Source organism: Sedimentibacter sp. MB35-C1 (assembly GCF_030913635.1).
In the GTDB taxonomy this organism is placed as follows: domain Bacteria; phylum Bacillota; class Clostridia; order Tissierellales; family Sedimentibacteraceae; genus Sedimentibacter.
In genome coordinates, this window is record NZ_CP133188.1 from 2,456,067 (window position 1) to 2,480,675 (window position 24,609).

Below are 24,609 nucleotides of genomic sequence, written 5' to 3' on the forward strand. Positions count from 1 at the left end.
ATTATCCCTGTAAAAAAAGTACCAATATCATAAATATTACTTGACTAACCTCTGCTATAAAGCCGCATGTATCTCCGGTCATGCCTCCTATTTTGTCCTCAATTCGGCATGATATAAAATAGGATGCCACGATAGAAGCAAAACAAGCTGTAAGAATAATCATCCTGCCCGGCAAAAGAATGCCCAGAAATATCAATATCGTTAGATTTATAACAAGAACTTTCGTGCTTATAGACTCTATGAACAAAGTACCCATTCCCTTTGTTTTTTTTGCGTATTTTTTATTCCATGATGCTGTTATTACTGAAGCTCTTCCAACCACAGGCATCATAAAACATGTATAGATATCCGTATAGGAGAATAATAAAATCTGGGAAAAAATAATTATTATAAGACTTATGACACCAAAGGCACCTATATGTGAATCACTCATTATTTCAAAGATTTTTCCGCCTGTTCTACCGGAAAATATTCCATCGGATGTATCTGCAGCTCCATCCAAATGTATGCCTCCTGTCACTGTTATATACGCAACGGTAAGCACCAGACCTTTAAGCAATAAAATATATGTATAGCCTAAAATCACATGTATCATTCCTAAGAACAGCCCTATAACTGCCCCAATCAAAGTATAAAGGCTCAGCGCCTTTTTAAAATTTTCCTCTTTATATTCAATTCTCTTTCCTACTGGTATCCTTGTAAAAAAAGATATTAAAGTTAAAAATCCGGTTCCCATTTTACAGCTTCACCCCTTGATTTAAGTTTAATAGGTATGCCTGAAAAAATAAAATACATGAAATCGGATTTTTCTGCAATTTCTCTATTGATTCTGCCGCTCATATCTCTGAAATAATTACCCATATAGTAGGAAGGCACTACTCCCATTCCTGTTTCATTGGACACTATTATCAGTTTTTTGTTATGATCATTGCACACCTTTATTAAATTCAAGACCTCCAGTGTTATTCTTTTTTCAAGATCATTTACCTGGGATGCCTTGCAGCTGTCAAAATCAATTTTACTGTCAAACATAAAATTACCGATCAAAGTAGTAATGCAGTCAATTAAAATCACTTCACACTCTTCAAATTTCTTGAATTTTATAAGTTCGCCGAAGTTTGAATACATTTCGATAGTGCTCCATGACTTCGGCCTCTGCTCCCTATGCTTTCTCACTCTGTCTTCCATAGCCTGATCCGTTATAACCGACGTAGCCAGATAAACAACCTTATCGCTGTATTCTTTTGCCTTTTGTTCTGCAAATGTGCTTTTTCCGCTTCTGGCACCGCCTATTACAAAAGTTACGCTCATTTTATCACCAATTCCTACTATTTTTGAATAAGCCTTAAATATTATATCACCTATTGATAAAAAATCAAAGAAAAATCTTCATATATCAAATACAGCTTACGGTTAATCCGTATAAGGATGATAGCACTATTTTGGTAATTTTAATAAGCTCAGATGCTGTATTTAAAATCACTTAGTTCATTAAGACAACACAATATACATATACTACTTCTTAACTTCTAACAACCAAGTTATTCCAACAATGCTATTCTCCAGATCGTCACATTCATTTATTTGACTTTGCACATAACTATCAAACAGCTTTCTTTTTTCAGGATATTCAACGCTCAATTCATCAGCTCGAATAGAAATAAGCCTGGTATTTTCATCATTTACATTCTCTTCATCCAAGCCGGAGACAATTCTATCGACAAGCTTTACACCGGTTTTATCGAAAACTGACATCCATTGCTGATAAGTTAAGTAATCATGTTCAAATTTTATATTTTTAGTTTCTGCATCTTTTAAATAAGCATCATCATATATTATAAAACCATTGGTTTTAAGCGTATCCTTTAATTTTAAAATTACATCTTCAGGTGTGCCGAGTACATCACCGACTGCCCCATAAATAACACAATCATTATCTCTTTCCCCTGTAATAGCCTGATATATGTTTCCGATCGAAAATTGACATAAAGAAGCAACTCCCATATCCGTGGCTTTTTTATGAGCATAATTAATAAATTCAGGAACAATGTCAATACCCTTTATTTTTACATTAAATTCTTTTGCAATTTTAATACTAACAGCACCTTTACCGCATGCCAAATCCAAAAATTTTGTATTTTCATTTAAAATCATATGTTTTTTGATAAGATAAATCATATCGTCCGGACTGCTTCCCAACTCCCATATGTCCTGTAAAAGATATGGCAAAAATGGTAATAATTCAATACTTTCTGCAGTTAAAGATTTTGCTAATTTTTCTTGTGTCATCTTGTTCGTTTCATTAGACATAATAACCTCCATATTATAAAAAATTTGCTCCTTTACCGGAACTTTACCTAATATATTGATTTTTAGGTGTTTCATATATAAATAAAATACCTTTTTATTAATTACCCTTCAATACGCATTTTTGCTTTTCTAGCATTGGCTCAAATATAAGATAAAGTTCTTCCGAATCTTGCTGTTTTACATAAAGGATAAACACAAGACTGTAACGCTATTTAATACAACTAATAAAATTTCAATTCCCTATCATACCTTTTTCTTTATAAGTTAATTAACTTTTATTAAATTATAAACTAACAATCCAATAATATCAATAATATTTGACAATATACGGAAGTATAGTTATTATTATATAAAATATAAAAATATGTGGTGAAGTTATGAAAATTACAGGTATTGTTGCAGAATATAATCCATTTCACACAGGTCACGAATATCAGTTAAAAAAAGCCAGGGAATTATCATCCTGTGACGGGACTGCTGTTGTTATGAGCGGAAACTACGTCCAGCGCGGTGAGCCTGCCATTATAGATAAATTCAAGCGAGCCGAGGCAGCAGTACATGGAGGAGCTGATTTGGTTATAGAACTCCCCATGCCTTTTTCCTTTCAAAATGCAGAAATGTTTGCCATGGCTGCAGTCAGAGAATTGAAAAAGTTACCTGTCAGCAACCTTAGCTTCGGCTGTGAATGCACGGATATTAAATTGTTAGAAAAAACAGCTTCAGTTCAACTGGATGCTGAGTTTAACAATGAGCTTAAGTGCGAAATAAAAAAAGGGATGTCCTATCCAAAGGCACTGTCAAATACAATATGCTCATTTTTGGGAGAGCAGGCTTCTATTCATGCATCCAGTCCAAATAATGTTCTAGGCATAGAATACATTAAAAGTTCAATTAAACAGAATACAGGCTGGAAATACATTCCCATAGAACGCATTGGTAAGGGTCATAATGATTTTAGATCAACAGGCAGCTACGACAGTGCCACCGCCATAAGAAAAGCAATTTTAAAATCACAGGGTGCTAATGTATCGGTAACTCCGAAAAGCAGAGAAATGATTGACATGTTTTATAATAATCATGAAAAACTAAACAGTCTCGACAATTATCTGGAGATTCTATATTACAGAATTATTCAACTGGGGCCTGAAGGGCTGAATAAAATTTATGAAGTTTCTGAGGGGCTTAACAACAAAATATATTCAAATGTTTTCTTGCATGAAAACATAGATGATTTAATCATGTCTCTGAAGTCAAAGAGATACACATATTCCAGATTAAGAAGAATGCTTTTGAATATATTGCTGGGGATTACCTATGTAGACATAAAACATTTTATGTATTCAAATACAAACTATATAAAAGTGCTTGCATTTAACGACACCGGTAGAATGATTATCAAAGAAGCAAAAAAAAGCGGAACCATTATTATCAACAGGTATTCTGACTATAAAAAACATAATTTATCTGATGACGAAATGCGTCTCTTCCGCCTTACATCAAGAGCAACAGATATTTACAACATTCCTTTGAAAAACAGAAAAGCCAATTTTGAATATACGAAAAATTCCATATACGTGAAAATATAAAAAATATGCCTGTACCGCTAAGGCTTCATCTTAGCAGTGCAGGCATTTTCTACATTTTATTCATAGGTTCCTTTAACCATGATTTTTCCATTGTCAAGCATTAATCTTCCTTTTGCTATTACTGATACTATATCCATTTCTTTATTTACAATCAGCACATCTGCATCTGAGTTTTCACAAACTACCCCTTTTTTAGGATATATTTCTAGCGCCTTAGATACATTTGTGGTAAAGAAAGGCAATGCGTCTTCAATGCTGAAATTTAAATTACTAACCATATTTTTAAATTCATTGTAAAGACTGCTTACGGACGAAACACCTATTTCTAATATGTTTCCTGCCGAGTCATAATTTGACCAGCTTCCGTATCCATCAGAACTCACGGTTATATTTTCAAGTGGCACACCCATTTTCTCAGCTTGTATAATTACATTTGAAGGAGACATTTCATCTGACATTCCGCATGTTAAATCTATTATTCCACCTTTTTTGGCATAATCAAAGGATTCAAGAAGCAGTTCTCTTTTCCTGTTTACATGGGTTGGCCTTATTACTTTAACAGGTATTTCAGTTTTTTCAAGCACTTCATTTACTAATCTCAGTCCAGCATCACCATTACCCATATGAGCAGTAACAATTCCTGCTTTTCCTGATATCATTCCGGCAACTCTTGCATCTGAAGCCAGCCTTGCCAATTCATCACATGAAATGCTTGGTGAACGGTGATCGGATAAAGCTATTTTCACACCTATAATTTCATCAATGAAAGCAATGTCCTTTTTTATTGAACTTGTAATCGTAGTAGAAGGATATCCGTATGAACCTGTTAATGCATAAACTGATATTCCCTCTTCCTTTAATGATTTAGCCTTTGCTACTAAATTTTCAACGTTTCGAGTTATAGAATCAGTACCTAGAAGACCTACTACTGTAGTGGTACCACATTCTATCAGCTTTGACAATGTGATTTCCGGAACACGTGTTTTAAAACTTCCTTCTCCGCCGCCACCTGTTATATGAACATGGTTATCTACAAATCCAGGTATGAGTTTATTCCCTGTACCATCAATTACCTTTAACTTTTCATTAAATTTAGGTATGCTGTCTTCTATCAGTACAATTTTATCATTGATAATTAAAACGTCTTTTACCCCAATGCTTTTTGGTGTATACATATCAATATTTTTTATTAATATCATAATTTATTCGTCCTTAGTAATTTTTTTCTTTGATGGGTCTATATATGCAATACCGATTCCCGTGAATGCCAAAATTATGGCAAATACAATTCCCATATAGCACATTACCGCCCAAGGCAGATATTCAAGAGTGTCAACACCCAATGTGGCAGTCATATACGCACCTGCTGCCGACCACGGAACAAGAGGAACCAATACTGTACCTGAATCTTCCAAAGTTCTTGATAAATTCTTTGCCTGCAGGTTATACTTTTCATACACTGAGCTAAATAACTGCCCCGGAAGCAAAATAGATAAATAGGAATTACCTGTAACAAATGCAACGGTAAAACAAGAAGCAATTGTTGAAACTATAATTCCAGATGTAGACTTCACCTTTTTTGTGATTGTTTCAAGAACTACATCCAACATACCTGTTACACTCATAATTCCTGCAAAACCCATAGCACAAAAAACCAATATTGTGGTTCCTGCCATGGATACTGAACCGCCTCTGTTTATTAATGTTAACACATCCTTTGTTACTTCTCCCTCATATCCTGTCATTGTAACATTAAACCCGCTAATAAGCGATATAAATCCATTCTTTAAAGTAAAACCCTGCATAATGATACCTATTAGTACTGCAATCAACGCACTGCACAGCATTGTTGGTATTGTAGGCCATTTAACGAATGAACCCACTAATATCAAAATCACGGGTATCAACAAAATAATATTCCAATTAAACATAGAGCTAAGAATGTTCTGCAGCGAGCTTACTGCTTCTGCGGTACTACCTGCACCACTTGTACCTAATCCTGCAATAAAATATACTGTTAATGACACTATAGTGGCTGGAACAGTTGTATAAAGCATATGTTTTATATGATCGTACAATGTTGCTCCTGCTGCAAGAGGAGCTAAATTTGTCGTATCTGATAACGGTGATAATTTATCACCAAAATATGATCCGGCTACTACCGCACCTGCAGTTGCTGGAAGAGAAACTCCCAAGCCCCCTGCTATTCCCATAATAGCAACTCCTATAGTCCCTGCCGAACCCCATGATGTTCCAGTTATAGTAGAAAATACTGCCGTTATTAAAAATGCTGTAACCAGCAAAAACTTAGGATTTATAATTTCTACTCCGTAGTAAATAATCATTGGAATAACACCTGAAAACATCCATGAACCAATAAGTGCACCGACACTCCATAAAATTAGAATAGCAGGCATTGCCATTGATATTTTTTCAATTATTCCTTTTTGCATTTCATCCCAAGAATATCCCAGACTAATAGCTATTCCGCCTGCTAAAAATGCAATTAAAATTAGTATAGGCTCAGCTTTAAGTTTCATATAGCCAACCCCTATAACTAATGTAACCATCATGAAAACTATTGGCATAACTGCTTGAACAAATGTTGGTTTTTTCTTTACCCTCTCTTTTTTATCCATTTATATTCATCTCCCTATATATTTATTTATAAATTATTTAGCAATTATTATGCCAAAGCAATATATATATATACATATCACTAATTTTCATTAGTTTGCAGATATTTTTTCATTTTAGCCCGACTGTTTTTGTTATCCCAGTATAATTTGATGGCTGATAAAAACCATAGCATGGTTAATTATAACCAACTATGGTCTGAATATTTTTCCATTACTCTTTTACCTTTTTCAGTAATTCTTGAACCCTGTTTCTTATATTCAACAATTAGCTGTTTGTCTTTTAATTCTTTCAATATTTTCCGAATTTTTCCTTCACCTATTTTTTCATCTAGTTCTGATGCCATTTCAGCAATTTTTATTCTTCCTAATGCCATATTTTCATTTTTGGCAAACAAATTAAGTACCCATATGGAATATGAATCTAAAAACACGTCGTTTGTTTTAAAAGTATTGCGCATATAGCTGTGCAGCAATGACATTCCTGCTTTCTCGCCCTCATATATTAATGCCAGATATTCAATAAGATTTAACATTTCTCTGACATTGCCCGGCCATTGATAATCTAATAAAAACCTTATGGTCTCCTCTTCAAAAAATTCATTAAGAGACGTTATTTGTTTATCTGATAATTTAATATTTATAAAATGCTTTAGAAGATGCTGCACGTCATCTCTTCTTCTGCGTAAAGGGATTGTTTCTAAAGGAAGTATATTTAATCTGTAAAATAAATCCTGTCTAAACTTATTTTCTTTTATCAGTTCAATTATATTTTTATTTGTTGCGGCAATAATTCTCACATCTACTGACAATTCATCCGCAGCTCCGATTTTTCGTATGCGTTTTTCCTCCAAAACTCTTAACAGTTTAGTTTGTATATCAATGGGAATATCTCCTATTTCATCAATAAATATAGTACCGCCATTTGCTATCTCAAATATTCCCATTCTCCCTCCCTTTATCGCGCCGGTAAATGTACCTTCTTCATATCCAAACAATTCCGCTTCAACAAGGCTTGATGTCAAAGTTGCAATATTAATAGGAACAAATGCTTTGCTGCTCCTGTATGAATTCATATGTATGGCCTGAGCTAGTATTTCCTTGCCGGTGCCGTTTTCTCCCGTTATCAGTACGGTCCCGTCACTTCTAGAAAATTTCTGAGCCCTGCTGATCATCTCAATTACATTTGTATTGATTGTAATATAATCATTAAAATTATGGAGATTCCTCTGAACATATGTATTAATTCTTTGATTGTATTTTACATCTGATGCCGATAAATCCTTATTAATCTTAGCTGAAACTATATAGCCGTATTTTTTTAAAAAATTAACTTGCCTTATTTCAACTGATACTTCTCTATTTTCTATTCTGCATACGAATTTTCCATAATCATTGATACTAAATAAGTCCAAATTTATCATGTCACATATATTTTTTGCAAGCAGATCTTTTGTTTTAAGTCCAAATATATATCCGAATTTGGAATTTGCACTCATTATTGTTCCTTCGCTGTTAATGAATGACACTCCATAGTCCAGATTGTTTACAATAAGCTGCAGCTTCTGTTCAGATTCACAATAAGCTTTTCTGCTTTCATCAATTTCTTTCGAAATATCAATTATATCTCTTATATAGTCTTTTATTTGGCTATCATTTATTTGTTTTTCAATTTTTAAAACAGATGCTATTTCATGCACCGATTGAATATCTAATATTCTTGAACCTATGTCAATCAGTTTTTCTGGTTTATAGGGAACTAATTGACTTTCTCCTGCGACAATCGTTATCTGCAAATCAGGGCATACGGCACATCCCGGATAATACGGATTATACCTTACATGATCAAGTCCAAGCTCAATAAGCTGTTCGATAGCTTCTTTTGTTGATTCGTAGCTGTCATTAACAAACAGTACGTCTTTATTTTCGTCAATGGTTATTATTTCTTTTATGTTCTTATGATTAATAATTCTTCTTGCAATCAGTGAAGGTATATTTGAATCTATATATCTTGAAGCCTTATTTTTGAAATGGGCGCTGGTATACAGAACTAAATCAACCTCAGGTCTCTTCGATTTCAATTCTGATACAATTACACTTTCTATATTTACACGTTTGCCAAATAGGTTTTTCAGCTGATTTGATATTATTGTTCCTGTATTTATGCCTTCGCTAATAATCAGAATTTTCTTCATCTCATTTACCGCCTTTATTTCTGTATATGATATAATCAATCTTTTTTTAATATATCCTAATCTTACCTCGTCTTAAGTAAATATTATAACAAATTCTTAATTTATACAATATAAAATAAATACACGAGAAATACCACAGGATCTTTTATTCCTTTCCTATCTCCAGTGCTTTTTTACTATATCTTATATACTATTTTTTTGTTCACCCTTACCCTTAACAAAGAAATAAAAATATAACAAGGCAGATAATATATTATAATTAAATCTTGTCTGAAATATATATCATAATGACCCATACGTGTAAATAAAATATGTTATGGGGGTTGTATTATGTTTAAGAGAAATTTTATTCCAATACTGGTTCTATTGATGATATGCTTTTTTATAGTTGAACCTGCTACTGTTTCTGATGGGGTATTTACCGGATTAAAAATTTGGGTTAACAATATTATTCCGTACCTTTTTCCCATGATGGTATTGTCAAACATACTTCTTCAATACAACTTCCTGTACAGCCTGTTCGGAAAAATGGATTTCATTTCAAATAAGCTGCTGAAAAACAAGTACGCACTTATCCCTTTTTTTATAAGCTTTGTATCAGGATATCCTTCAGGAGCCATGACAGTTAATTCTATGGCCGGTTTCAAGAGGATAAATGAAAAGCAGGCCAATTACTTGGCTGTATTCACAAATAACTGCAGCTTTCAGTTTATAGCAGGCGCGGTTTCATTCTCCATGCTTGGACATTTATACTTATATAAATACATAGCTGTTCCCCATATTTTAGGAGCAATAATACTCAGCCTGCTGATCAAAAATAATCCTTCTTCCGATCACTCCAAAAAAGTTGTAGTATCTACGGTTCCCTTTCATGCTGCATTCAGTTCCGCAATGGTTAAAGCCATAACAGGTATACTATCTGTAGGAGGCGTAATAGTTATTTTTTCTGTGCTTTCAAGTTTTTTAAACAAAAACCTTTCTTCAGCAGCTGAAATGATATCGCTCAGCATCGGTGCAAAGGATATCATACACTCTGTGCTTGTGGGTATATTGGAAGTGACCAATGGATGCAGCATAATAGCTTCGTCCGGCTATGTTCCTTTGGAAATTAAACTGCTTATAATCAACTTCCTAATCAGCTTTTCAGGCATGTCAGTGGTTTTTCAAACTGTTGCGGTAACAAATGAATTTAATCTGGAAATTAAAAATTACATTTTCTACAGGTTTATTCACGGCCTTATTTCTGCCGTTCTTTCTATCATAATGTATGCTGTCATATATTAATGTTGATATTGACCGAAATAATAGGTATAATAATATAAAAAACACAGGTGATGAAATGATAGATATTACTCTAATCGGAACAGGCGGAATGATTCCTCTTCCTGACAGATTTCTGTCCTCTTGCTTAATAGAATACAACGGTAAATCAATTCTTATAGACTGCGGTGAGGGCACACAAATTTCCCTGCACAAGGGCAGACTGAGTATGAATAAAATTGAAACCATACTAATTACACACTGTCACGCTGACCATATTGCAGGTCTTCCTGGACTTTTGCTTACAATCGGAAACCAAGGTAGAACGGAGCCGCTTACAATTATCGCTCCGAGAGGCAGCGCAAAATTTCTTAATTCTCTTCTTGTGGTCTGCGGATACCTTCCATACGAAATAAGAATAGCCGAACTGCATGACACAAGGCCTCAAGAATTTGAACAGATAGGCTTTAACATTACTTCTATACCCTTAAAGCACCATATTAATTGTCTGGGGTACAGCCTTGAGCTAAAATTAAAGCCCAGGTTTCAACCTGAAGCCGCAAAAAAACTCAATATACCGGTTAAATTCTGGAAAATGCTTCATAACGGGAGCAGCGTAAAAATAGATAATGACACCTTTACTCCTGAAATGGTACTGGGTGAAAAAAGAACTCCATTAAAAATTTCATATGCTACGGACACCAGACCGGTTAAGCATATTGCAGATATTGTAAAAAACTCGGATTTATTTATATGTGAAGGAATGTACGGCGATGATGAGCAGTATAAAAATGCAACTGAAAAAATGCATATGTTATTCTCAGAAGCCGCAACCATTGCCAAAAAAGCAAATGTAAAAGAAATGTGGCTTACACATTTCAGCCCCTCTATGACAAAGCCCAGCGAATACATAAGATATGCATCAAATATATTTCCTAACACGAAAATCGGCAAAGATCTTATGACTGTTACACTTAAGCCGGAATGAAATAATAAAAATATAAGGCTGTCACACTAATATTAGTGCGGCAGCCATTATATTTATATTTTGCCTTTCAATCTTTTCAATCTGAAAAAATCTTCTCTTTCTTTTTCTTCAAGAACCTCGGTAATATATTTTACCTGTTCCTTGTATTTTGGTATCTGCACATATCTTAATGCATTTGTTCTTTTCTTAGTTTTTTCTATTTCCTTGGCAAGCTTAAAAATTGAATTTTCAATTTCCGCAACTTCGTATATTTTTTCCTTAACAATTTGAAATTTATGTCTTGCCTCGTCAAGAGATTCATTTGAACTATAAAAACCATATGCAGGACCGGAATATTCATTTTGATTACGCTTAATTGTAGGGATATCAATACCCATAACACTTCTAAGCAATATGTCAAAAGATGCCTCGTCAGGAATGCTGTATGACATATCTTCAACATTTTTAACGCCCAAAGTTACATTAGCCTTTTGCAAGAATTCATATGCTTCCTTAAGAACAACATAAATTTCATTGTGCATGGTTCTTGCTTTATTTACAAAAACCATCATTTCCTTAATGAGAACATTTCTTTTTTTATCTAAAAGCTCATATCCTTTTATGGAGAGAGCCAAAGATGACTTTGCTTTAATCAGGTTCGATTTAGTTGGTGCAACCAATACTGCCATAACTATCTCTCCCTGTCGTAATCATAATATTTTTCTATTAATTCTGTCTTAACACGATCAAGCTCTTCAACAGGAAGAATAGATAAAATATGCCATCCTAAATCTAATGTTTCTGTAATGCTTCTGTTCTCATTTTTGCCCTGTGCAATGAATTTTCCTTCAAGCTCACGACCATATTCTAGATATAACTTATCAATATCACTTAAATCATCTTCGCCTATAATCTGTGACAAACTTCTTATGTCCTGAACCTTTGAATATGACGCATAAATCTGACTTTGAAGATCAGCGTGGTCTTCTCTTGTAAATTCTGCACCTATACCATCCTTCATAAGACGTGATAGTGAAGGCAGAATATCAATTGGTGGGTATACGCCTTTTAGGTTAAGCTCCCTGTTTAAAACTATCTGTCCTTCAGTAATGAAGCCTGTAAGGTCAGGGATAGGATGTGTTATGTCATCATTAGGCATTGACAATATTGGAATAAGAGTTATAGAACCCTCGCAGCTCTTTAACATACCAGCTCTTTCATATATAGTTGAAAGGTCTGAATACAAGTATCCCGGATATCCTTTACGTGATGGCACTTCTTCTCTTGCTGAAGATATTTCACGAAGAGCCTCAGCATAACTGGTCATATCTGTCAATACTACAACAACGTGCATGTTATTTTTAAATGCTAAATACTCCGCAGCTGTCAAAGCACATCTAGGTGCTGATATTCTTTCAATTATCGGGTCGTCTGCTGTGTTAATATACATTGCAACGTGATCCAAAACACCTGCAGCTTCAAAGCTTTTTCTAAAGAAGTCTGCATCGTCATGTCTTACACCCATAGCTCCGAACACAACAGCAAAGTTATCACTTGTGGCGCCTTTTATCTTTGCCTGCTTTACTATCTGAGCAGCAAGATCGTTGTGAGCCATACCGTTTCCGGAGAAAATAGGAAGCTTCTGACCTCTTATAAGAGTCATAAGCGCATCTATTGCAGAAAAACCTGTCTGAATAAAGTTCTTTGGATATCTTCTTGCTACGGGATTGATAGGTCTACCGTTTATATTTTCTTTTTCTGCTGATATAATCTGGTAAGCACCATCAATAGGCTCACCTACTCCGTTAAAGGTTCTTCCAAGAATATCCTTTGAAAGTGGTATTGTCAATGGTTCTCCGGTAAATTTAACGGAGGAATTAACTGTAGATATGCCTGCAGTTCCTTCAAAAACCTGAGCTATAACTTTATCGCCTTCAATTTTTATTATCTTTCCTGTCCTGGTGTTTTCACTGCCTACTTTGATGTTTATAACCTCACCATAAGCAGCATCCTCAATACCGGAAAGAACTATCAAAGGTCCTTCAATTTTTTCTAATTTTAAATATTCTTTTTTCATCTCAACACTCCCTACTCATACTTTTGTCTCAAGTCAGCAAATGTTTCAACAATTTTATCTTTTAAAACATCCAACAACTCTATTTTATCATTCGGAATGTCATATTTTATCTTCAAAATATCCTGTATAATAGATTCTTTTCTTATTACAGATATAGGAATGCCTATTTTTGTACATTTTAAAGCTTCTTCATAGAATGTATCTATTGCTTTCAGCATCTTATATTGTTTTTCCAAAGTAACATAAGCATCTTCCGCGTGTAAAGCATTCTGCTGCAGGAATCCTTTCTTTATTATTCTTGCGGTTTCAAGAATAAGAGCCTGATCATTAGGTAAAACATCCTCTCCAACAAGCTGTACAATCTCATTTAATTTTTCATCTTCCTGTAAAAGAACAATCATTTTTTTCCTTAAATCAAACATGTCGCCAGCAACATTATCTTCATACCAATCGGAAAGCATTTCAACATATCCGGAATAACTTGTTAAATAGTTAATTGCCGGATAATGCCTTGCATAAGCAAGCTTTTTGTCCAGAGCCAAAAATCCTGAAACGAACCTTTTTGTTGTTTCAGTTACTGGCTCAGAGAAATCTCCTCCAGGAGGTGAAACTGCACCGATTATTGTTATTGACGCTTTCTGTCCGTTCAGAGTATTAACACATCCGGCTCTTTCATAGAATTCAGCCAGTCTCGACGGAAGATATGCAGGATAGCCTTCTTCTGCAGGCATTTCTTCCAAACGTCCTGAAATTTCTCTTAATGCCTCAGCCCATCTGGACGTGGAATCAGCCATTATGGCAACATCATATCCCATATCTCTGTAATACTCAGCCATGGTAATACCTGTGTAAATACTTGCCTCACGTGCAGCAACAGGCATGTTTGAAGTATTTGCAATAAGAACGGTTCTTTCCATCAACGGTCTGTTAATTCTTGGGTCAATAAGCTTCGGAAATTCTTCCAAAACATCTGTCATTTCATTTCCACGTTCTCCGCAGCCGATGTACACAATAATATCAGCATCACCCCATTTTGCCAGCTGATGCTGTGTAACTGTTTTTCCGGTTCCAAATCCTCCGGGAAGCCCTATAGTACCTCCCTTAGCTATAGGATAAAATGTATCTATAACCCTTTGTCCTGTAATAAACGGTTTATAAATAGGAATCCTTTCTTTAATAGGTCGAGGATTTCTTACCGGCCATTTTGTGCAAAGTGTTAAATTAACAGTTTCTGTGTTATCTTTTTCCAATACCACTATAGTATCATTTAAGGAGTATTTTCCGCTTGGTTTCACTGATTTAACAGTACCTTTAACATTGTAAGGAACCATTATTTTATGAAGAATTCTGTATGTTTCCTGAACTGTAGCGTAAACATCGCCTGGTTTTAAGGTATCTCCTGCTTTAGCTGTTACTGTAACATCCCATTTTTTTTCTGTATCAATCGTCAAAAGACCGATACCTTCAGGTATAAAGTCTTTATTCATATCTTGAATTCTTTCCAACGGTCTTTGAATACCGTCAAAAATATTTCCTATAATTCCGGGGCCTAAAGTAACAGATAATGGCATTCCTGTTGAATAAATGCTCTCGCCGGCTTTTAATCCCTCTGTCTCTTCATAAACCTGTACTGTTGCAACATCACCTTCAATGGATACTACCTCGCCTATAAGCTTCTGCTTTCCTACGGTAACCATTTCGTGTACCTTAAACGAACCCATATGGAGACCCTTAACAACAGGACCATTTATTGAGCTGACAACACCTTGGATATTAGCCATTATAATCACCTGCCTCTAAAGTCTCAAATATTGTCTGCATGATATAGTCTTTGTTTTCGTCAAGAACAGAATCAATTGATAAATCAATTTTCATGCCTCTATCTTCTATTATGCATATAAATCCGCCCTTTATATCATGCTCTATGCTAAAGCTTACATTGCAGTCAAGCTTTTTCGTAATTTCATCTTTAATGAAATCACTGTATTTACCTTGGTCATTTTTTGTTAAATAAATTGTTACATTACATTTTCCGTAATCTTTAATTTCAGCAACCAAATTGGATATTATTTTTGATAAATATAATTTATATTCATCTGATTTTATAAACTCATCTAATTTTTTATTAAATCTTTTCATAAAAATATAATAATATTTTTCTTTCAATACCATAATATCTTTTTTTATGATTACCTTTGATTTACTTACACTTTCAGCACGCTTTGTATCTGCTCTTTTCGCCGCTCTTTCTTCTATCTCCTTCGCTTCCTTGTCTATTTCGTTCTTAGCTCTTTGATTTTTGGATTCATATTTTTCCTTTAAATCCTTTAACTCATCGGTAAAGGACTGATCCATAGACTGATTAAGGAGCTTATAAAAAAGTTTGATTTTTTCTTCTATCGTAACCATAAATCACCTCTATATATGAATGCCGACAGAATCTCTTATATAATTCTTTATGGCATTGTATTCTCTGATAGTACCGTGTCTATCAGGAATTTCAATGATTAAAGGAGTCTTGGACTTTATTTTATATTCCATGTATTCATCTCTAACCATATCAACTACTTTTTCAGTAAGAATCAAGATGCCCAGATCTTGATTCTTAACAGCTGTTTTTAATTCTTTCAACGCATTTTCTTTTGTATCGACAATGACTCCATCAATACCGACGAGTCTCATGCCTACCCAAGTATCTCTGTTATCACTAATTAAAAAAGATTTCATATTTACTCTCTTTTCATTTTATTCTATTAAACGAACAGAATCAATATAGAAATAATCATACCATAAATAGCAATACCTTCAGCCATACCAACGAAAATCAATGTTTTACCAAGAATTGAAGAATCCTCTGAAACGGCACCTACTGCTGATGAACCAACTGATCCAACAGCCACACCTGTACCTATAGTTGCAAGTCCTGTTGACAATGCTGCAGCTAAATATTTAAATCCTTCACCCATTGATATTCCTGTTGCCTGAGCAACTTCATTTACTGTCTCCGCAAATACATTTCCGCCTGTTATAGTTGCTATAACAGCACCTATCATTACAAGTGAAAATGCTGAAACTGTTGTTAATATTGCTTTCTTTATATTTCCTTTTTTACCGCTTTTCATTGTTTTATAGCCATATCCGATTGTTCCAACGGATATAACAGCTGCTAATAAAATAGATATCATTTGCATTTTTTTAACTCCTTATGTTTTATTATTCAATTTTAATTATTTAATTTTATAGGCTTAAACTCTATTCCGCCACCTTCAAAATACTTACTGAACATTTCGTAGTATTGTAGACGAAGTCCCTGAATAAATACTATCAATCCTTCAAGTGTAAGGATCAATACATTTCCTAAAAACAGGATAAATATTTTTGCTATCGGATTAGTCACTACCTCTGACATTACCAAAAAGGCCAAGAACAATCCTGCGTGGTTTAAAGCGAATGCTCCAACACGGACAAATGATATTGCATTACTTAATGCATTCAATATTGTTTCAATGCCTTCAAATATAGCTTCAGTAAAATATGACCCTGCCTCGCCGTGAATTAACGGTGATTTTTTTAACACCAGGTTAGTAATAGGCTCTTTCAATATCATTACTACCAAGCTTATCAACAGAACTGCTATACATAAAGCAGTTGAAATATTGATTATTCCTGTTAGTGACACTAAAGTAAATACAAGACTTATAAAAAACAAATATCCTGCAACGCCATTTTTCCCGAATATTCCTTCTTCTATATCATGTTTCTTCAAAGCATTTATAATTCCTATTACAAATGACACCGTAAGAACTATTACACCGAACAAAACTCCTACAGCAAGTATAGACGGAATATTTTTAGGGTCTAACGGCCCTCCTTCAAGCAAACCTGGAAGCCATGGCAGCTCTTTTTTCTCTAAACCGAAAAAGCTCCCATATACAAATCCAAACACAATAGAAAAACCACCAAGCCTCATTAATATGTGTCCAGGTGCGGGCATTTTTTTCATTAAAAACACTCCTGCAAGTAAATACACAAGACCCTGACCTATATCACCGAACATTATACCCCATGCCAGGCAATAAGTTATAGCCAAGAAAGGTGTAGGGTCAATTTCGTGATAAGCAGGCAGGCCGTACATTTTAACAATCATTTCAAACGGCCACGAGAACCAGTTGTTTTTCAGCTTTGTTGGAGGTACCACCTGATTTCCAAAATCCTTAGCTGATTTTTCATCTATTAAATATTTTTCTGATACTGAAGCAATTGCTTTTTCAACCTCTGACTTATCTCTTTCATTTACCCATATGTCTAAAACAAAGGAATTATTGCTGAAATCTGCTCTTGCTTCCAGCTCAGCCAGCTTATCCTCTAATTTAAATACATTGTAAATTTTTAAAACCTGGTTTTTAATGTCATCCCATTCTCGTTCGATAGATGCAGACATATCCTTTATTTCATTTTGCATCTGAACTATTTCGGCATCAATCTGCTTAATCATATCAGCAATTGTGCAGCAATATCTTTTAGGAATAACAAGCTTATTCCAATTCAATGATTTAAGAAGATTATAAGTTTCATCCTTAAATTGCTTAGGATAAATTATCATATATAAATCCTCCGCAGAAGATTTAATAACCCCTATTCTTAGAACTATCGCACTTAGATTCTCATAATTTCTTTTTAATCTGGATTTGTTTTCTGCCGAAAAGGTTCCGATTTCATAATCAAAATAATTTAAATCAGCAACCTCATTAAGCTGAATACTTTTATCCGTAACACTGTCAATTTTTGTTCTTAATTCCGCAAGCTTTTCGATCTGCTTTTTCTTTTTGTTGATTTCACTTATTTTACTGCCCCATAAAGAATTAATTTTTCCTAAATCCGAACGAGCGTCCTCAAAGCTATAATTTTTCTCCAACAGAAATTTTTTATCTATAACCAGTTCAACATCCAGTCCGTGAGCCAAGGTTTCAACAGTACTTAAGCAATCACTGCAGCTGTTATGAATGTTCCCAGGATCAACCCCATGGTAAATCGGTTGTCCAAATATCTCAGATTCATATTGATGTATAACTAAATAGTTGTTATATGCGCTACTGTTTTCAACATTTAAGTTTAAATGGGCATTTTCGCAAAATACCAGTTCTCTAAGCATGTCATGCATGTTTTCCAAAGAACCGACAATTTTCAAAAGAACCATTTTTTCTATAGCCATCTAAAGCCTCCTCCCTTCATTAATCATATATTTTAACTTTTCTTCCACAATCCGTTATAAATCCTAATTACATCGTATATTTAAATTAGTCCAAGCGGTTTTGAAAACAGATTGTTTTTTAGTAGCTTTACGAAGCGGCTTGAATGAGCATCCGATTCGTCAGCCGATTTTTCATTTATAAGATAATGCTCCGTTACAGACCTCACTGCTTGTTCAACAGCTTCTTTATATATTTCATTTAACCTGATGCTTAATGCAAATGAATTACTGATAATATCTGCTCTTAAAGCGGATTCAGTAATTTTATTTTCTAATCTGAATACGTCATAAATTCTCACAATTTGATTTTTTATATCATCTTTTTCCGATTTGAATGACTCAGACAATTCTTTTACTTTGTTTTGCATATGGATTATTTCAGCATTGATTTGCTTAATCATATCAGCAACTGAACCGCAATATTGATCAGGAATAATCATCTCAGCCCAATTTAAAGACTTCAACATTCTGTCGGTTTCATCTTTAAACTGCTTAGGATAAATAATCATGTATATTTCTTCCCCAGATGATTTTACGATTCCTATCTTAAGCATTATTGCACTTAAGCTTCCATAGCTTCTTTTAGCTTTTAATTTGTTATCATTTGTAAAAGTTCCGATTTCATAGTCAAAATAATTTAGATCTGCTAACTCACTAAACTTAATGCTTTTATCAGTAATGCTCTCAATTTTAGCGCCTAACTCCGTAATTTTTTCGAGCTGCTTTTTCGTGCTGTCTATTTCACTTATTCTACTGCTCAATAATTCCTTTATTTTTTCTAAATCCAAGCAAGCATTTTCGAAATCATAACCATTTTCAAATGTAAATTCCGCATCAGCATTCAAGTTAACATTAAGGTCGCGGGACAGCTCTTCAACAATGCTTAAATACTTAACGCATCTGTTATAAATGTTGTCATGGCTCGGAAACTTTGTCTGCATCCCAACTACTTCAGATTCAAATTTATGAATCATTAAATTACTATAATACATGCTATCTTTTTCAATGTTTATGTTGTCAATTCTACATAATATCAGTTCCCTTATAATATCATGCATATTTTCCAAAGATCCGACTATTTTTAAAAGCACTATTTTTTCTTTAGTCATATAGAGCCTCCCTTCTATATCTTCTGTACTAAATACTCTTGTATTTTTTCCCTAGGAACCTTATATTCGATTCCTTCTGTTATAGACATTAAATCATCGATAATGATATCTAAAAAATAAATAAATGACACTACGGTTCCAATATTATTGAAAGTATTTTTTTTCATGTAATTTAACATATAGGAATCAATTACGATGTTAATATCTGTATTATTTGCGTCTTTGAAAAAATCATTTTTCAAGTATTGTTTTGAAAGATTAATAAATTCGTCCATGGTTGCATAGCAAAGCTTTTTAATCCTGTTATATCCCATAGACAAACCTCCTTCAAGGCTATAAATAAACATTTCTTCAGGTGATATTTCATAATACTTTTTAGCTCTGTATATCCATTGAATATTTAAAAGGTCAATCCTAAAGCCTACTAATTCTTTAACAGCCTTTTGATCTTCCTTGCTTAGTTTTTCGGCCTTTTCAAAAATACTCTTATATAATGCCACATACATTTTCATTTCAATATGAAATTCACGCTTCATTGCATCTTCCTTCGAAAGATTGCTAAGACCGTTATAATAAGGAGTACCCTTTAATTTTTCTATTAACTGTTCCACACTGCCTGCTGACAGCAAGTCGCCATAAGCTAAATTTGTGTAATTTTTAGAATGAACAAACCTTTCTTCTATTCCATCCAGGCTTTCATTTTTTGTGATTTTTCGCAGTATAAGATTTAAATCTCGAATATCTGACTCCATCAAGATTGTTTTTATAAATTCCTTATATGGTCCGGAAAGATAATGCAGAAGGTTCTCTATCTGAAGTGTTTTAAATTTTAGCAATGCTGTTTCTAAATCTTCCCTTTTGAGCTTTTCATAAAGCATTCCGTCAAATGCCTTAGCGAATTCTACATTGTTTTTTAGCAGTTCGGCAAACTGTCCAACATCAGAACAGTCTAAAAACTTATTCCATTCAGCTTTCTGTAAAATACGCCCTTTTTTTGTTGCAATTTTTGTTTCCAAAGCATAATATGCCATGTTAGGGTTCATATTACCCCTCCAGTACAAATAACTTGTTAAATATTTTTTGGGTTAAATTTTTTTCTGCTTTTAAATAAATATCATCAATTTCAGCAGAATTTTTTTTAATTTGTTCTTTTTGAGATTTTTCAATCTCCATAATATAAGCATCGGTTTGTTCAGAAATTTCTTTGGCCTTAACTTTTGCGGCAGAGATTTTTTCTTCCCGATAAGCTGATATCATGCTCTCATACTCTTGCTTTTTATTAGATAATATCTGCTCATTTTTAGTCTTATTATTATAAGCCAGAGCATCAATTTCTATGATTTGATCAATTATCTCTTTCAAATAGCAACTCACTCCTTTGTCTTTTTTTTTACATTACTCCACATTATAGCATTCTTTATAGAGCAATTCAAATCATTATATCTCTTATTTAAATAATATTTTTATGTAAACAAGCAAGATAACGATTTTTATACATAATTACTTTTTTTTACTCTAGTTTTCTCTAGTTTACTTATAAATATATATTTAAAAATTATTTTTATAAAAGTTATCTAATGGTATTGATTAGTAAATATTTTTGAGATAAAATTAAATAAACAAAACTAGGAGGCCTATATGATTGATAAAAACTTAGTTAAGCAGGTATTACTTATTGCCGTCGGTTCCTTTATAGTAGCAATGGGTGTATATTACTTTTTGGTTCCTGAAAACCTGGCTACAGGCGGAATATCGGGGCTCGCAATAGTTTTGAATAATTATTTGCCCATACCCATATCATTAACAAACTTTGTATTGAATATTCTTCTTTTAATTGTAGGCTTTATCTTTATCGGAAAAGATTTTGGAGGAAGAACTATTCTCTCCGTTGTTTTTCTTTCGTTTTTTATGTCACTAATGGAATTTTTTCATCCTGCTTCAAAGCCTGTAACTGATGAAGTACTTTTAAATTTAATTTGCGGCATAATTATTTCCGCAATGGGACTGTCGATTGTTTTCAACCAAAACGCATCAACAGGCGGAACAGACATATTGGCAAAAGTGTTTAATAAGTATTTTCATTTAGATATGGGTAAAGGATTAATGGCAGCAGACATTGTAGTAGTTATTCTTTCTTTTTTTACATACGGCATACAAACCGGAATTGTCGGTGCATTTGGGTGGTTCCTGAACGGAATTATCGTTAACTACTTTATTGATGGATTCACTGTCAAAAACGAGGTGGTCATAATTACAAAACACACCAAAGTTGTAAAGGACTATATCTTCCAAAAGCTTGACAGAGGTGTGACTGTTTACAAGGCAGAAGGCGGGTATACAAATGAAGAAAGGGATATAATAGTTACTATATTGGAAAGGAAAGAATACTTCACACTGAAAAATGAGCTGAAAAAAATTGATCCCGAATCATTTGTAACCGTCAGAGCCGTTCAGGAGGTATACGGGTTTGGATTTTCTAAATTCTGATATCCGCATTTAAATATATTTTACACAACAAAGGAGGTATTTCAATGAATGCACAAAGATTTACTCAAAAATCACTGGAAGCAATTCAAGTTTCCCAGAATATCGCTATTGAGCACATGAACGTGCAAATTGAACAGGAGCATTTATTGTTTGCTCTTATTGATCAAGAGGGAGGCTTAATAGTTCAGCTATTGACTAGAATGAATGTTGACCCCGCTTCTATAAAATCAAAAATTAAAACACTGATTGAAAACATGCCGGGAGTTTCAGGCCCCGGACGCGAAAGCGATAAAATCTACGTTTCACAGGACGTGGACAGAATACTTGTAGAATCAGAAAAGCAGGCAGAACGTATGAAAGATGAATATGTTTCTGTTGAGCATATAATGCTTTCACTTCTTAATTTTCCAAAAGCAAGTTTAAAAAGAGTTTACGACGAATTCGGCATAACTGCCGATAAGTTTCTTAACGCACTGTCAACAATAAGAGGCAACACTCGAGTTACAAGTGATAGCCCTGAGTCAACCTATGACGTTCTGACTAAGTATGGCTCAGACTTGGTTGAACTGGCAAAAAATAATAAACTGGATCCGGTTATAGGAAGAGATTCAGAAATAAGAAATGTTATAAGAATACTTTCCAGAAAAACAAAGAACAACCCTGTTCTCATAGGTGAACCTGGCGTCGGAAAGACGGCTATTGCAGAAGGTCTTGCTATACGTATAGTTCGCGGTGATGTACCTAATAATTTAAAAGAGCGAAAAATATTCTCTCTCGATATGAGTTCTCTTGTTGCAGGTGCTAAATTTAGAGGTGAATTTGAAGAAAGGCTTAAGGCTGTTCTCGAAGAGGTTAAGAAAAGCGAAGGAAAAATCATACTGTTTATTGATGAGCTTCATACAATTGTAGGAGCCGGAAAGACAGATGGTGCAATGGATGCAGGAAATATGCTAAAACCAATGCTTGCCAGAGGGGAACTACACTGCATAGGAGCTACCACATTAAACGAATACCGTCAATATATAGAAAAAGATGCTGCCCTTGAAAGAAGATTCCAACCAGTTATGGTAGATGAACCTACAGTTGAGGATACCATATCAATTTTAAGAGGTTTAAAAGAGAGATATGAGGTTTTCCACGGTGTTAAAATACAGGATCAGGCACTTATAGCGTCTGCTGTTCTTTCCAACCGTTATATATCTGATAGATTCCTCCCCGATAAGGCAATTGATTTAATCGATGAAGCCTGCGCATTAATACGTACGGAAATAGATTCTATGCCTACTGAGCTGGATGAAATATCCCGAAAAATAATGCAGCATGAAATTGAAGAAGCTGCTCTTAAAAAGGAAGATGATCAGTTATCCTCAGAACATCTTAAAGAAATCCAGAAGGAACTGGCCGACATGAGGTCCGAATTTAAGGAAATGAAAGCCAAATGGGAAAATGAAAAAAGCTCCATTTCTAAAGTACAATCACTTAGAGAACAGCTGGAAAGCCTTAATGCTGAAATTGAAAGAGCTGAAAGGAACTATGACTTAAATAAAGCAGCAGAATTAAAATACGGAAAACTTCCCGAACTTAAAAAAGCCTTGGAAAAAGAAGAGCATATTGCAGAGAAAAGTCAGGGACCTAACACGCTGCTCAGAGTTAAGGTCACCGAAGAAGAAATAGCAAGAATAGTTGCCAGATGGACAGGTATACCTGTTTCTAAGTTAATGGAAGGTGAAAGAGAAAAGCTTTTGAAGCTTGAGGATATACTTCACGAGAGAGTAATCGGTCAAAATGAGGCCGTAGAAAAAGTGTCTGAAGCAATTTTAAGATCCAGAGCCGGAATACAGGACCCTGACAGACCAATAGGCTCATTTATGTTCCTTGGACCAACGGGAGTTGGGAAAACTGAACTTGCAAAAGCGCTGGCAGAAGCTTTATTTGATGACGAACACAATATAATCAGAATTGATATGAGCGAATATATGGAAAAATTCTCAGTATCCAGATTAATAGGAGCTCCTCCAGGATATGTTGGATATGAAGAAGGTGGACAGTTAACAGAAGCTGTAAGAAGAAAGCCATATTCGGTAATATTGTTTGATGAAGTTGAAAAAGCGCACTCCGATGTATTCAATATTTTACTTCAAGTACTTGACGACGGGCGCATTACAGATTCACAAGGAAGAACCGTTGACTTTAAAAACACAATCATAATAATGACTTCCAACCTTGGTTCTGAATATATTTTGGACGGATTTACCGATGTAGGAGAAATATCTGAAGAGGCAAAGAAAAAAGTACATGATCTCCTTAAACACCACTTTAGGCCAGAATTTTTAAATAGGCTTGATGAAATTGTATTTTATAAGCCTCTTAAAAAAGATGAGATTTCTTCCATCGTTGATTTGATGATTAAAGATCTTCAAAGCCGATTAAAAGATAAGCACATAACAGTGGTTTTAACCGAACAGGCAAAATTAGCAATAGTAGATCAAGGTTATAACCCGATTTACGGAGCTCGTCCATTAAAGCGTTTTATTCAGAAAAATATTGAAACATTAATTGCAAGGATGATTATTGCAGGCAAAGCAGAGTATGACAGCACAGTAAAAATTGATTACGACAATACTGGATTTAAAATCGCAAATTAAAATGTTAAACAGCATTCTGCACTTTCAAAACACTGGATGCAAATAAAAATGGCGGCTAAGCTTTTAAGCTTAACCGCCATTGTAGT

General features: G+C 34.2%; 21 protein-coding genes. 5 read left to right on the plus strand and 16 right to left on the minus strand.

Annotated elements, in window-relative coordinates; translation table 11 throughout:
* Window position 1: 1 nt before the first annotated feature.
* The 3 genes from cobS to RBQ61_RS11805 all read right to left on the minus strand — a co-directional run bounded on the left by cobS (window position 2) and on the right by RBQ61_RS11805 (window position 2,310).
* Window positions 2-736: an adenosylcobinamide-GDP ribazoletransferase gene (gene cobS / locus RBQ61_RS11795; RefSeq protein WP_308137507.1), complete on the minus strand. Its 735-nt coding sequence runs from the start codon at window positions 734-736 to the stop codon at window positions 2-4.
* Window positions 718-1,311 (minus strand): bifunctional adenosylcobinamide kinase/adenosylcobinamide-phosphate guanylyltransferase, encoded by a 594-nt coding sequence (cobU, locus tag RBQ61_RS11800; protein ID WP_308137508.1) that lies wholly within the window; start codon window positions 1,309-1,311, stop codon window positions 718-720. Before cobU ends, cobS begins: the two co-directional genes overlap by 19 nt.
* Window positions 1,312-1,515: 204 nt before the next feature.
* Entirely contained in the window at window positions 1,516-2,310 is a 795-nt protein-coding gene (locus tag RBQ61_RS11805; protein ID WP_308137509.1) for a bifunctional 2-polyprenyl-6-hydroxyphenol methylase/3-demethylubiquinol 3-O-methyltransferase UbiG, read from the minus strand.
* 377 nt (window positions 2,311-2,687) lie between these two features.
* Between RBQ61_RS11805 and RBQ61_RS11810 the strand changes: the two genes are divergently transcribed.
* The gene (locus tag RBQ61_RS11810) at window positions 2,688-3,896 is read left to right on the plus strand and encodes a nucleotidyltransferase (RefSeq protein WP_308137510.1); all 1,209 of its coding nucleotides are present in this window, start codon (window positions 2,688-2,690) and stop codon (window positions 3,894-3,896) included.
* A 56-nt stretch (window positions 3,897-3,952) separates the two neighbouring features.
* On the opposite strand, the gene iadA is transcribed toward RBQ61_RS11810, so the two are convergent.
* The 3 genes from iadA to RBQ61_RS11825 form a co-directional block, all read right to left on the minus strand.
* Window positions 3,953-5,095: a beta-aspartyl-peptidase gene (iadA, locus tag RBQ61_RS11815; protein ID WP_308137511.1), complete on the minus strand. Its 1,143-nt coding sequence runs from the start codon at window positions 5,093-5,095 to the stop codon at window positions 3,953-3,955.
* Window positions 5,096-5,098: 3 nt separating this feature from the next.
* A complete protein-coding gene (nhaC, locus tag RBQ61_RS11820; RefSeq protein WP_308137512.1) occupies window positions 5,099-6,535 on the minus strand; it encodes a Na+/H+ antiporter NhaC in 1,437 nt (478 codons plus the stop codon).
* Window positions 6,536-6,714: 179 nt separating this feature from the next.
* Window positions 6,715-8,727 carry a sigma 54-interacting transcriptional regulator gene (locus tag RBQ61_RS11825; RefSeq protein ID WP_308137513.1) on the minus strand — a complete coding sequence of 671 codons (2,013 nt, stop codon included), beginning with the start codon at window positions 8,725-8,727 and terminating at the stop codon, window positions 6,715-6,717.
* 330 nt (window positions 8,728-9,057) lie between these two features.
* Between RBQ61_RS11825 and RBQ61_RS11830 the strand changes: the two genes are divergently transcribed.
* Both RBQ61_RS11830 and RBQ61_RS11835 read left to right on the plus strand, forming a co-directional pair.
* Window positions 9,058-10,011, plus strand: coding sequence for a hypothetical protein (locus RBQ61_RS11830; protein ID WP_308137514.1), 954 nt, complete (start codon window positions 9,058-9,060; stop codon window positions 10,009-10,011).
* A 55-nt stretch (window positions 10,012-10,066) separates the two neighbouring features.
* Complete coding sequence (locus tag RBQ61_RS11835; protein WP_308137515.1) at window positions 10,067-10,975, plus strand: ribonuclease Z; 909 nt, start codon at window positions 10,067-10,069, stop codon at window positions 10,973-10,975.
* A 53-nt stretch (window positions 10,976-11,028) separates the two neighbouring features.
* On the opposite strand, the gene RBQ61_RS11840 is transcribed toward RBQ61_RS11835, so the two are convergent.
* From RBQ61_RS11840 to RBQ61_RS11885, 10 genes are all read right to left on the minus strand, one after another.
* The gene (locus RBQ61_RS11840; protein WP_308137516.1) at window positions 11,029-11,643 is read right to left on the minus strand and encodes a V-type ATP synthase subunit D; all 615 of its coding nucleotides are present in this window, start codon (window positions 11,641-11,643) and stop codon (window positions 11,029-11,031) included.
* A 2-nt stretch (window positions 11,644-11,645) separates the two neighbouring features.
* Window positions 11,646-13,031, minus strand: a complete 1,386-nt coding sequence (locus tag RBQ61_RS11845) for a V-type ATP synthase subunit B (protein ID WP_308137517.1) — start codon at window positions 13,029-13,031, stop codon at window positions 11,646-11,648.
* Window positions 13,032-13,042: 11 nt separating this feature from the next.
* Window positions 13,043-14,812: a V-type ATP synthase subunit A gene (locus RBQ61_RS11850; RefSeq protein WP_308137518.1), complete on the minus strand. Its 1,770-nt coding sequence runs from the start codon at window positions 14,810-14,812 to the stop codon at window positions 13,043-13,045.
* Window positions 14,805-15,440, minus strand: a complete 636-nt coding sequence (locus RBQ61_RS11855) for a V-type ATP synthase subunit E (protein WP_308137519.1) — start codon at window positions 15,438-15,440, stop codon at window positions 14,805-14,807. Before RBQ61_RS11855 ends, RBQ61_RS11850 begins: the two co-directional genes overlap by 8 nt.
* Before the next feature lie 9 nt (window positions 15,441-15,449).
* A complete protein-coding gene (locus RBQ61_RS11860; protein WP_308137520.1) occupies window positions 15,450-15,758 on the minus strand; it encodes a V-type ATP synthase subunit F in 309 nt (102 codons plus the stop codon).
* A gap of 26 nt (window positions 15,759-15,784) precedes the next feature.
* On the minus strand, window positions 15,785-16,222 hold the full coding sequence (locus RBQ61_RS11865; RefSeq protein ID WP_308137521.1) for an ATP synthase subunit C: 438 nt from the start codon (window positions 16,220-16,222) through the stop codon (window positions 15,785-15,787).
* Between the two features lie 32 nt (window positions 16,223-16,254).
* Window positions 16,255-18,243, minus strand: coding sequence for a V-type ATP synthase subunit I (locus RBQ61_RS11870; protein ID WP_308137522.1), 1,989 nt, complete (start codon window positions 18,241-18,243; stop codon window positions 16,255-16,257).
* Between the two features lie 80 nt (window positions 18,244-18,323).
* Window positions 18,324-19,391, minus strand: coding sequence for a hypothetical protein (locus RBQ61_RS11875; protein WP_308137523.1), 1,068 nt, complete (start codon window positions 19,389-19,391; stop codon window positions 18,324-18,326).
* A gap of 14 nt (window positions 19,392-19,405) precedes the next feature.
* Complete coding sequence (locus RBQ61_RS11880) at window positions 19,406-20,434, minus strand: V-type ATPase subunit (protein ID WP_308137524.1); 1,029 nt, start codon at window positions 20,432-20,434, stop codon at window positions 19,406-19,408.
* A 1-nt stretch (window position 20,435) separates the two neighbouring features.
* The gene (locus RBQ61_RS11885; protein ID WP_308137525.1) at window positions 20,436-20,753 is read right to left on the minus strand and encodes a hypothetical protein; all 318 of its coding nucleotides are present in this window, start codon (window positions 20,751-20,753) and stop codon (window positions 20,436-20,438) included.
* Window positions 20,754-21,029: 276 nt separating this feature from the next.
* Here RBQ61_RS11885 and RBQ61_RS11890 point away from each other — a divergent pair, with 276 nt between their 5' ends.
* Both RBQ61_RS11890 and clpB read left to right on the plus strand, forming a co-directional pair.
* Complete coding sequence (locus RBQ61_RS11890; RefSeq protein WP_308137526.1) at window positions 21,030-21,878, plus strand: YitT family protein; 849 nt, start codon at window positions 21,030-21,032, stop codon at window positions 21,876-21,878.
* A 44-nt stretch (window positions 21,879-21,922) separates the two neighbouring features.
* On the plus strand, window positions 21,923-24,523 hold the full coding sequence (gene clpB, locus RBQ61_RS11895) for an ATP-dependent chaperone ClpB (RefSeq protein WP_308137527.1): 2,601 nt from the start codon (window positions 21,923-21,925) through the stop codon (window positions 24,521-24,523).
* The last annotated feature ends 86 nt before the right edge of the window (window positions 24,524-24,609 follow it).

Excerpts from the sequence above, each read along its gene's own strand:
- cobS (WP_308137507.1), bottom strand. The coding sequence starts at position 736 with ATGGGAACCGGATTTTTAACTTTAATATCTTTTTTTACAAGGATACCA.
- cobU (WP_308137508.1), bottom strand. The coding sequence starts at position 1,311 with ATGAGCGTAACTTTTGTAATAGGCGGTGCCAGAAGCGGAAAAAGCACA.
- RBQ61_RS11805 (WP_308137509.1), bottom strand. The coding sequence starts at position 2,310 with ATGTCTAATGAAACGAACAAGATGACACAAGAAAAATTAGCAAAATCT.
- RBQ61_RS11810 (WP_308137510.1), top strand. The coding sequence starts at position 2,688 with ATGAAAATTACAGGTATTGTTGCAGAATATAATCCATTTCACACAGGT.
- iadA (WP_308137511.1), bottom strand. The coding sequence starts at position 5,095 with ATGATATTAATAAAAAATATTGATATGTATACACCAAAAAGCATTGGG.
- nhaC (WP_308137512.1), bottom strand. The coding sequence starts at position 6,535 with ATGGATAAAAAAGAGAGGGTAAAGAAAAAACCAACATTTGTTCAAGCA.
- RBQ61_RS11825 (WP_308137513.1), bottom strand. The coding sequence starts at position 8,727 with ATGAAGAAAATTCTGATTATTAGCGAAGGCATAAATACAGGAACAATA.
- RBQ61_RS11830 (WP_308137514.1), top strand. The coding sequence starts at position 9,058 with ATGTTTAAGAGAAATTTTATTCCAATACTGGTTCTATTGATGATATGC.
- RBQ61_RS11835 (WP_308137515.1), top strand. The coding sequence starts at position 10,067 with ATGATAGATATTACTCTAATCGGAACAGGCGGAATGATTCCTCTTCCT.
- RBQ61_RS11840 (WP_308137516.1), bottom strand. The coding sequence starts at position 11,643 with ATGGCAGTATTGGTTGCACCAACTAAATCGAACCTGATTAAAGCAAAG.
- RBQ61_RS11845 (WP_308137517.1), bottom strand. The coding sequence starts at position 13,031 with ATGAAAAAAGAATATTTAAAATTAGAAAAAATTGAAGGACCTTTGATA.
- RBQ61_RS11850 (WP_308137518.1), bottom strand. The coding sequence starts at position 14,812 with ATGGCTAATATCCAAGGTGTTGTCAGCTCAATAAATGGTCCTGTTGTT.
- RBQ61_RS11855 (WP_308137519.1), bottom strand. The coding sequence starts at position 15,440 with ATGGTTACGATAGAAGAAAAAATCAAACTTTTTTATAAGCTCCTTAAT.
- RBQ61_RS11860 (WP_308137520.1), bottom strand. The coding sequence starts at position 15,758 with ATGAAATCTTTTTTAATTAGTGATAACAGAGATACTTGGGTAGGCATG.
- RBQ61_RS11865 (WP_308137521.1), bottom strand. The coding sequence starts at position 16,222 with ATGCAAATGATATCTATTTTATTAGCAGCTGTTATATCCGTTGGAACA.
- RBQ61_RS11870 (WP_308137522.1), bottom strand. The coding sequence starts at position 18,243 with ATGGCTATAGAAAAAATGGTTCTTTTGAAAATTGTCGGTTCTTTGGAA.
- RBQ61_RS11875 (WP_308137523.1), bottom strand. The coding sequence starts at position 19,391 with ATGACTAAAGAAAAAATAGTGCTTTTAAAAATAGTCGGATCTTTGGAA.
- RBQ61_RS11880 (WP_308137524.1), bottom strand. The coding sequence starts at position 20,434 with ATGAACCCTAACATGGCATATTATGCTTTGGAAACAAAAATTGCAACA.
- RBQ61_RS11890 (WP_308137526.1), top strand. The coding sequence starts at position 21,030 with ATGATTGATAAAAACTTAGTTAAGCAGGTATTACTTATTGCCGTCGGT.
- clpB (WP_308137527.1), top strand. The coding sequence starts at position 21,923 with ATGAATGCACAAAGATTTACTCAAAAATCACTGGAAGCAATTCAAGTT.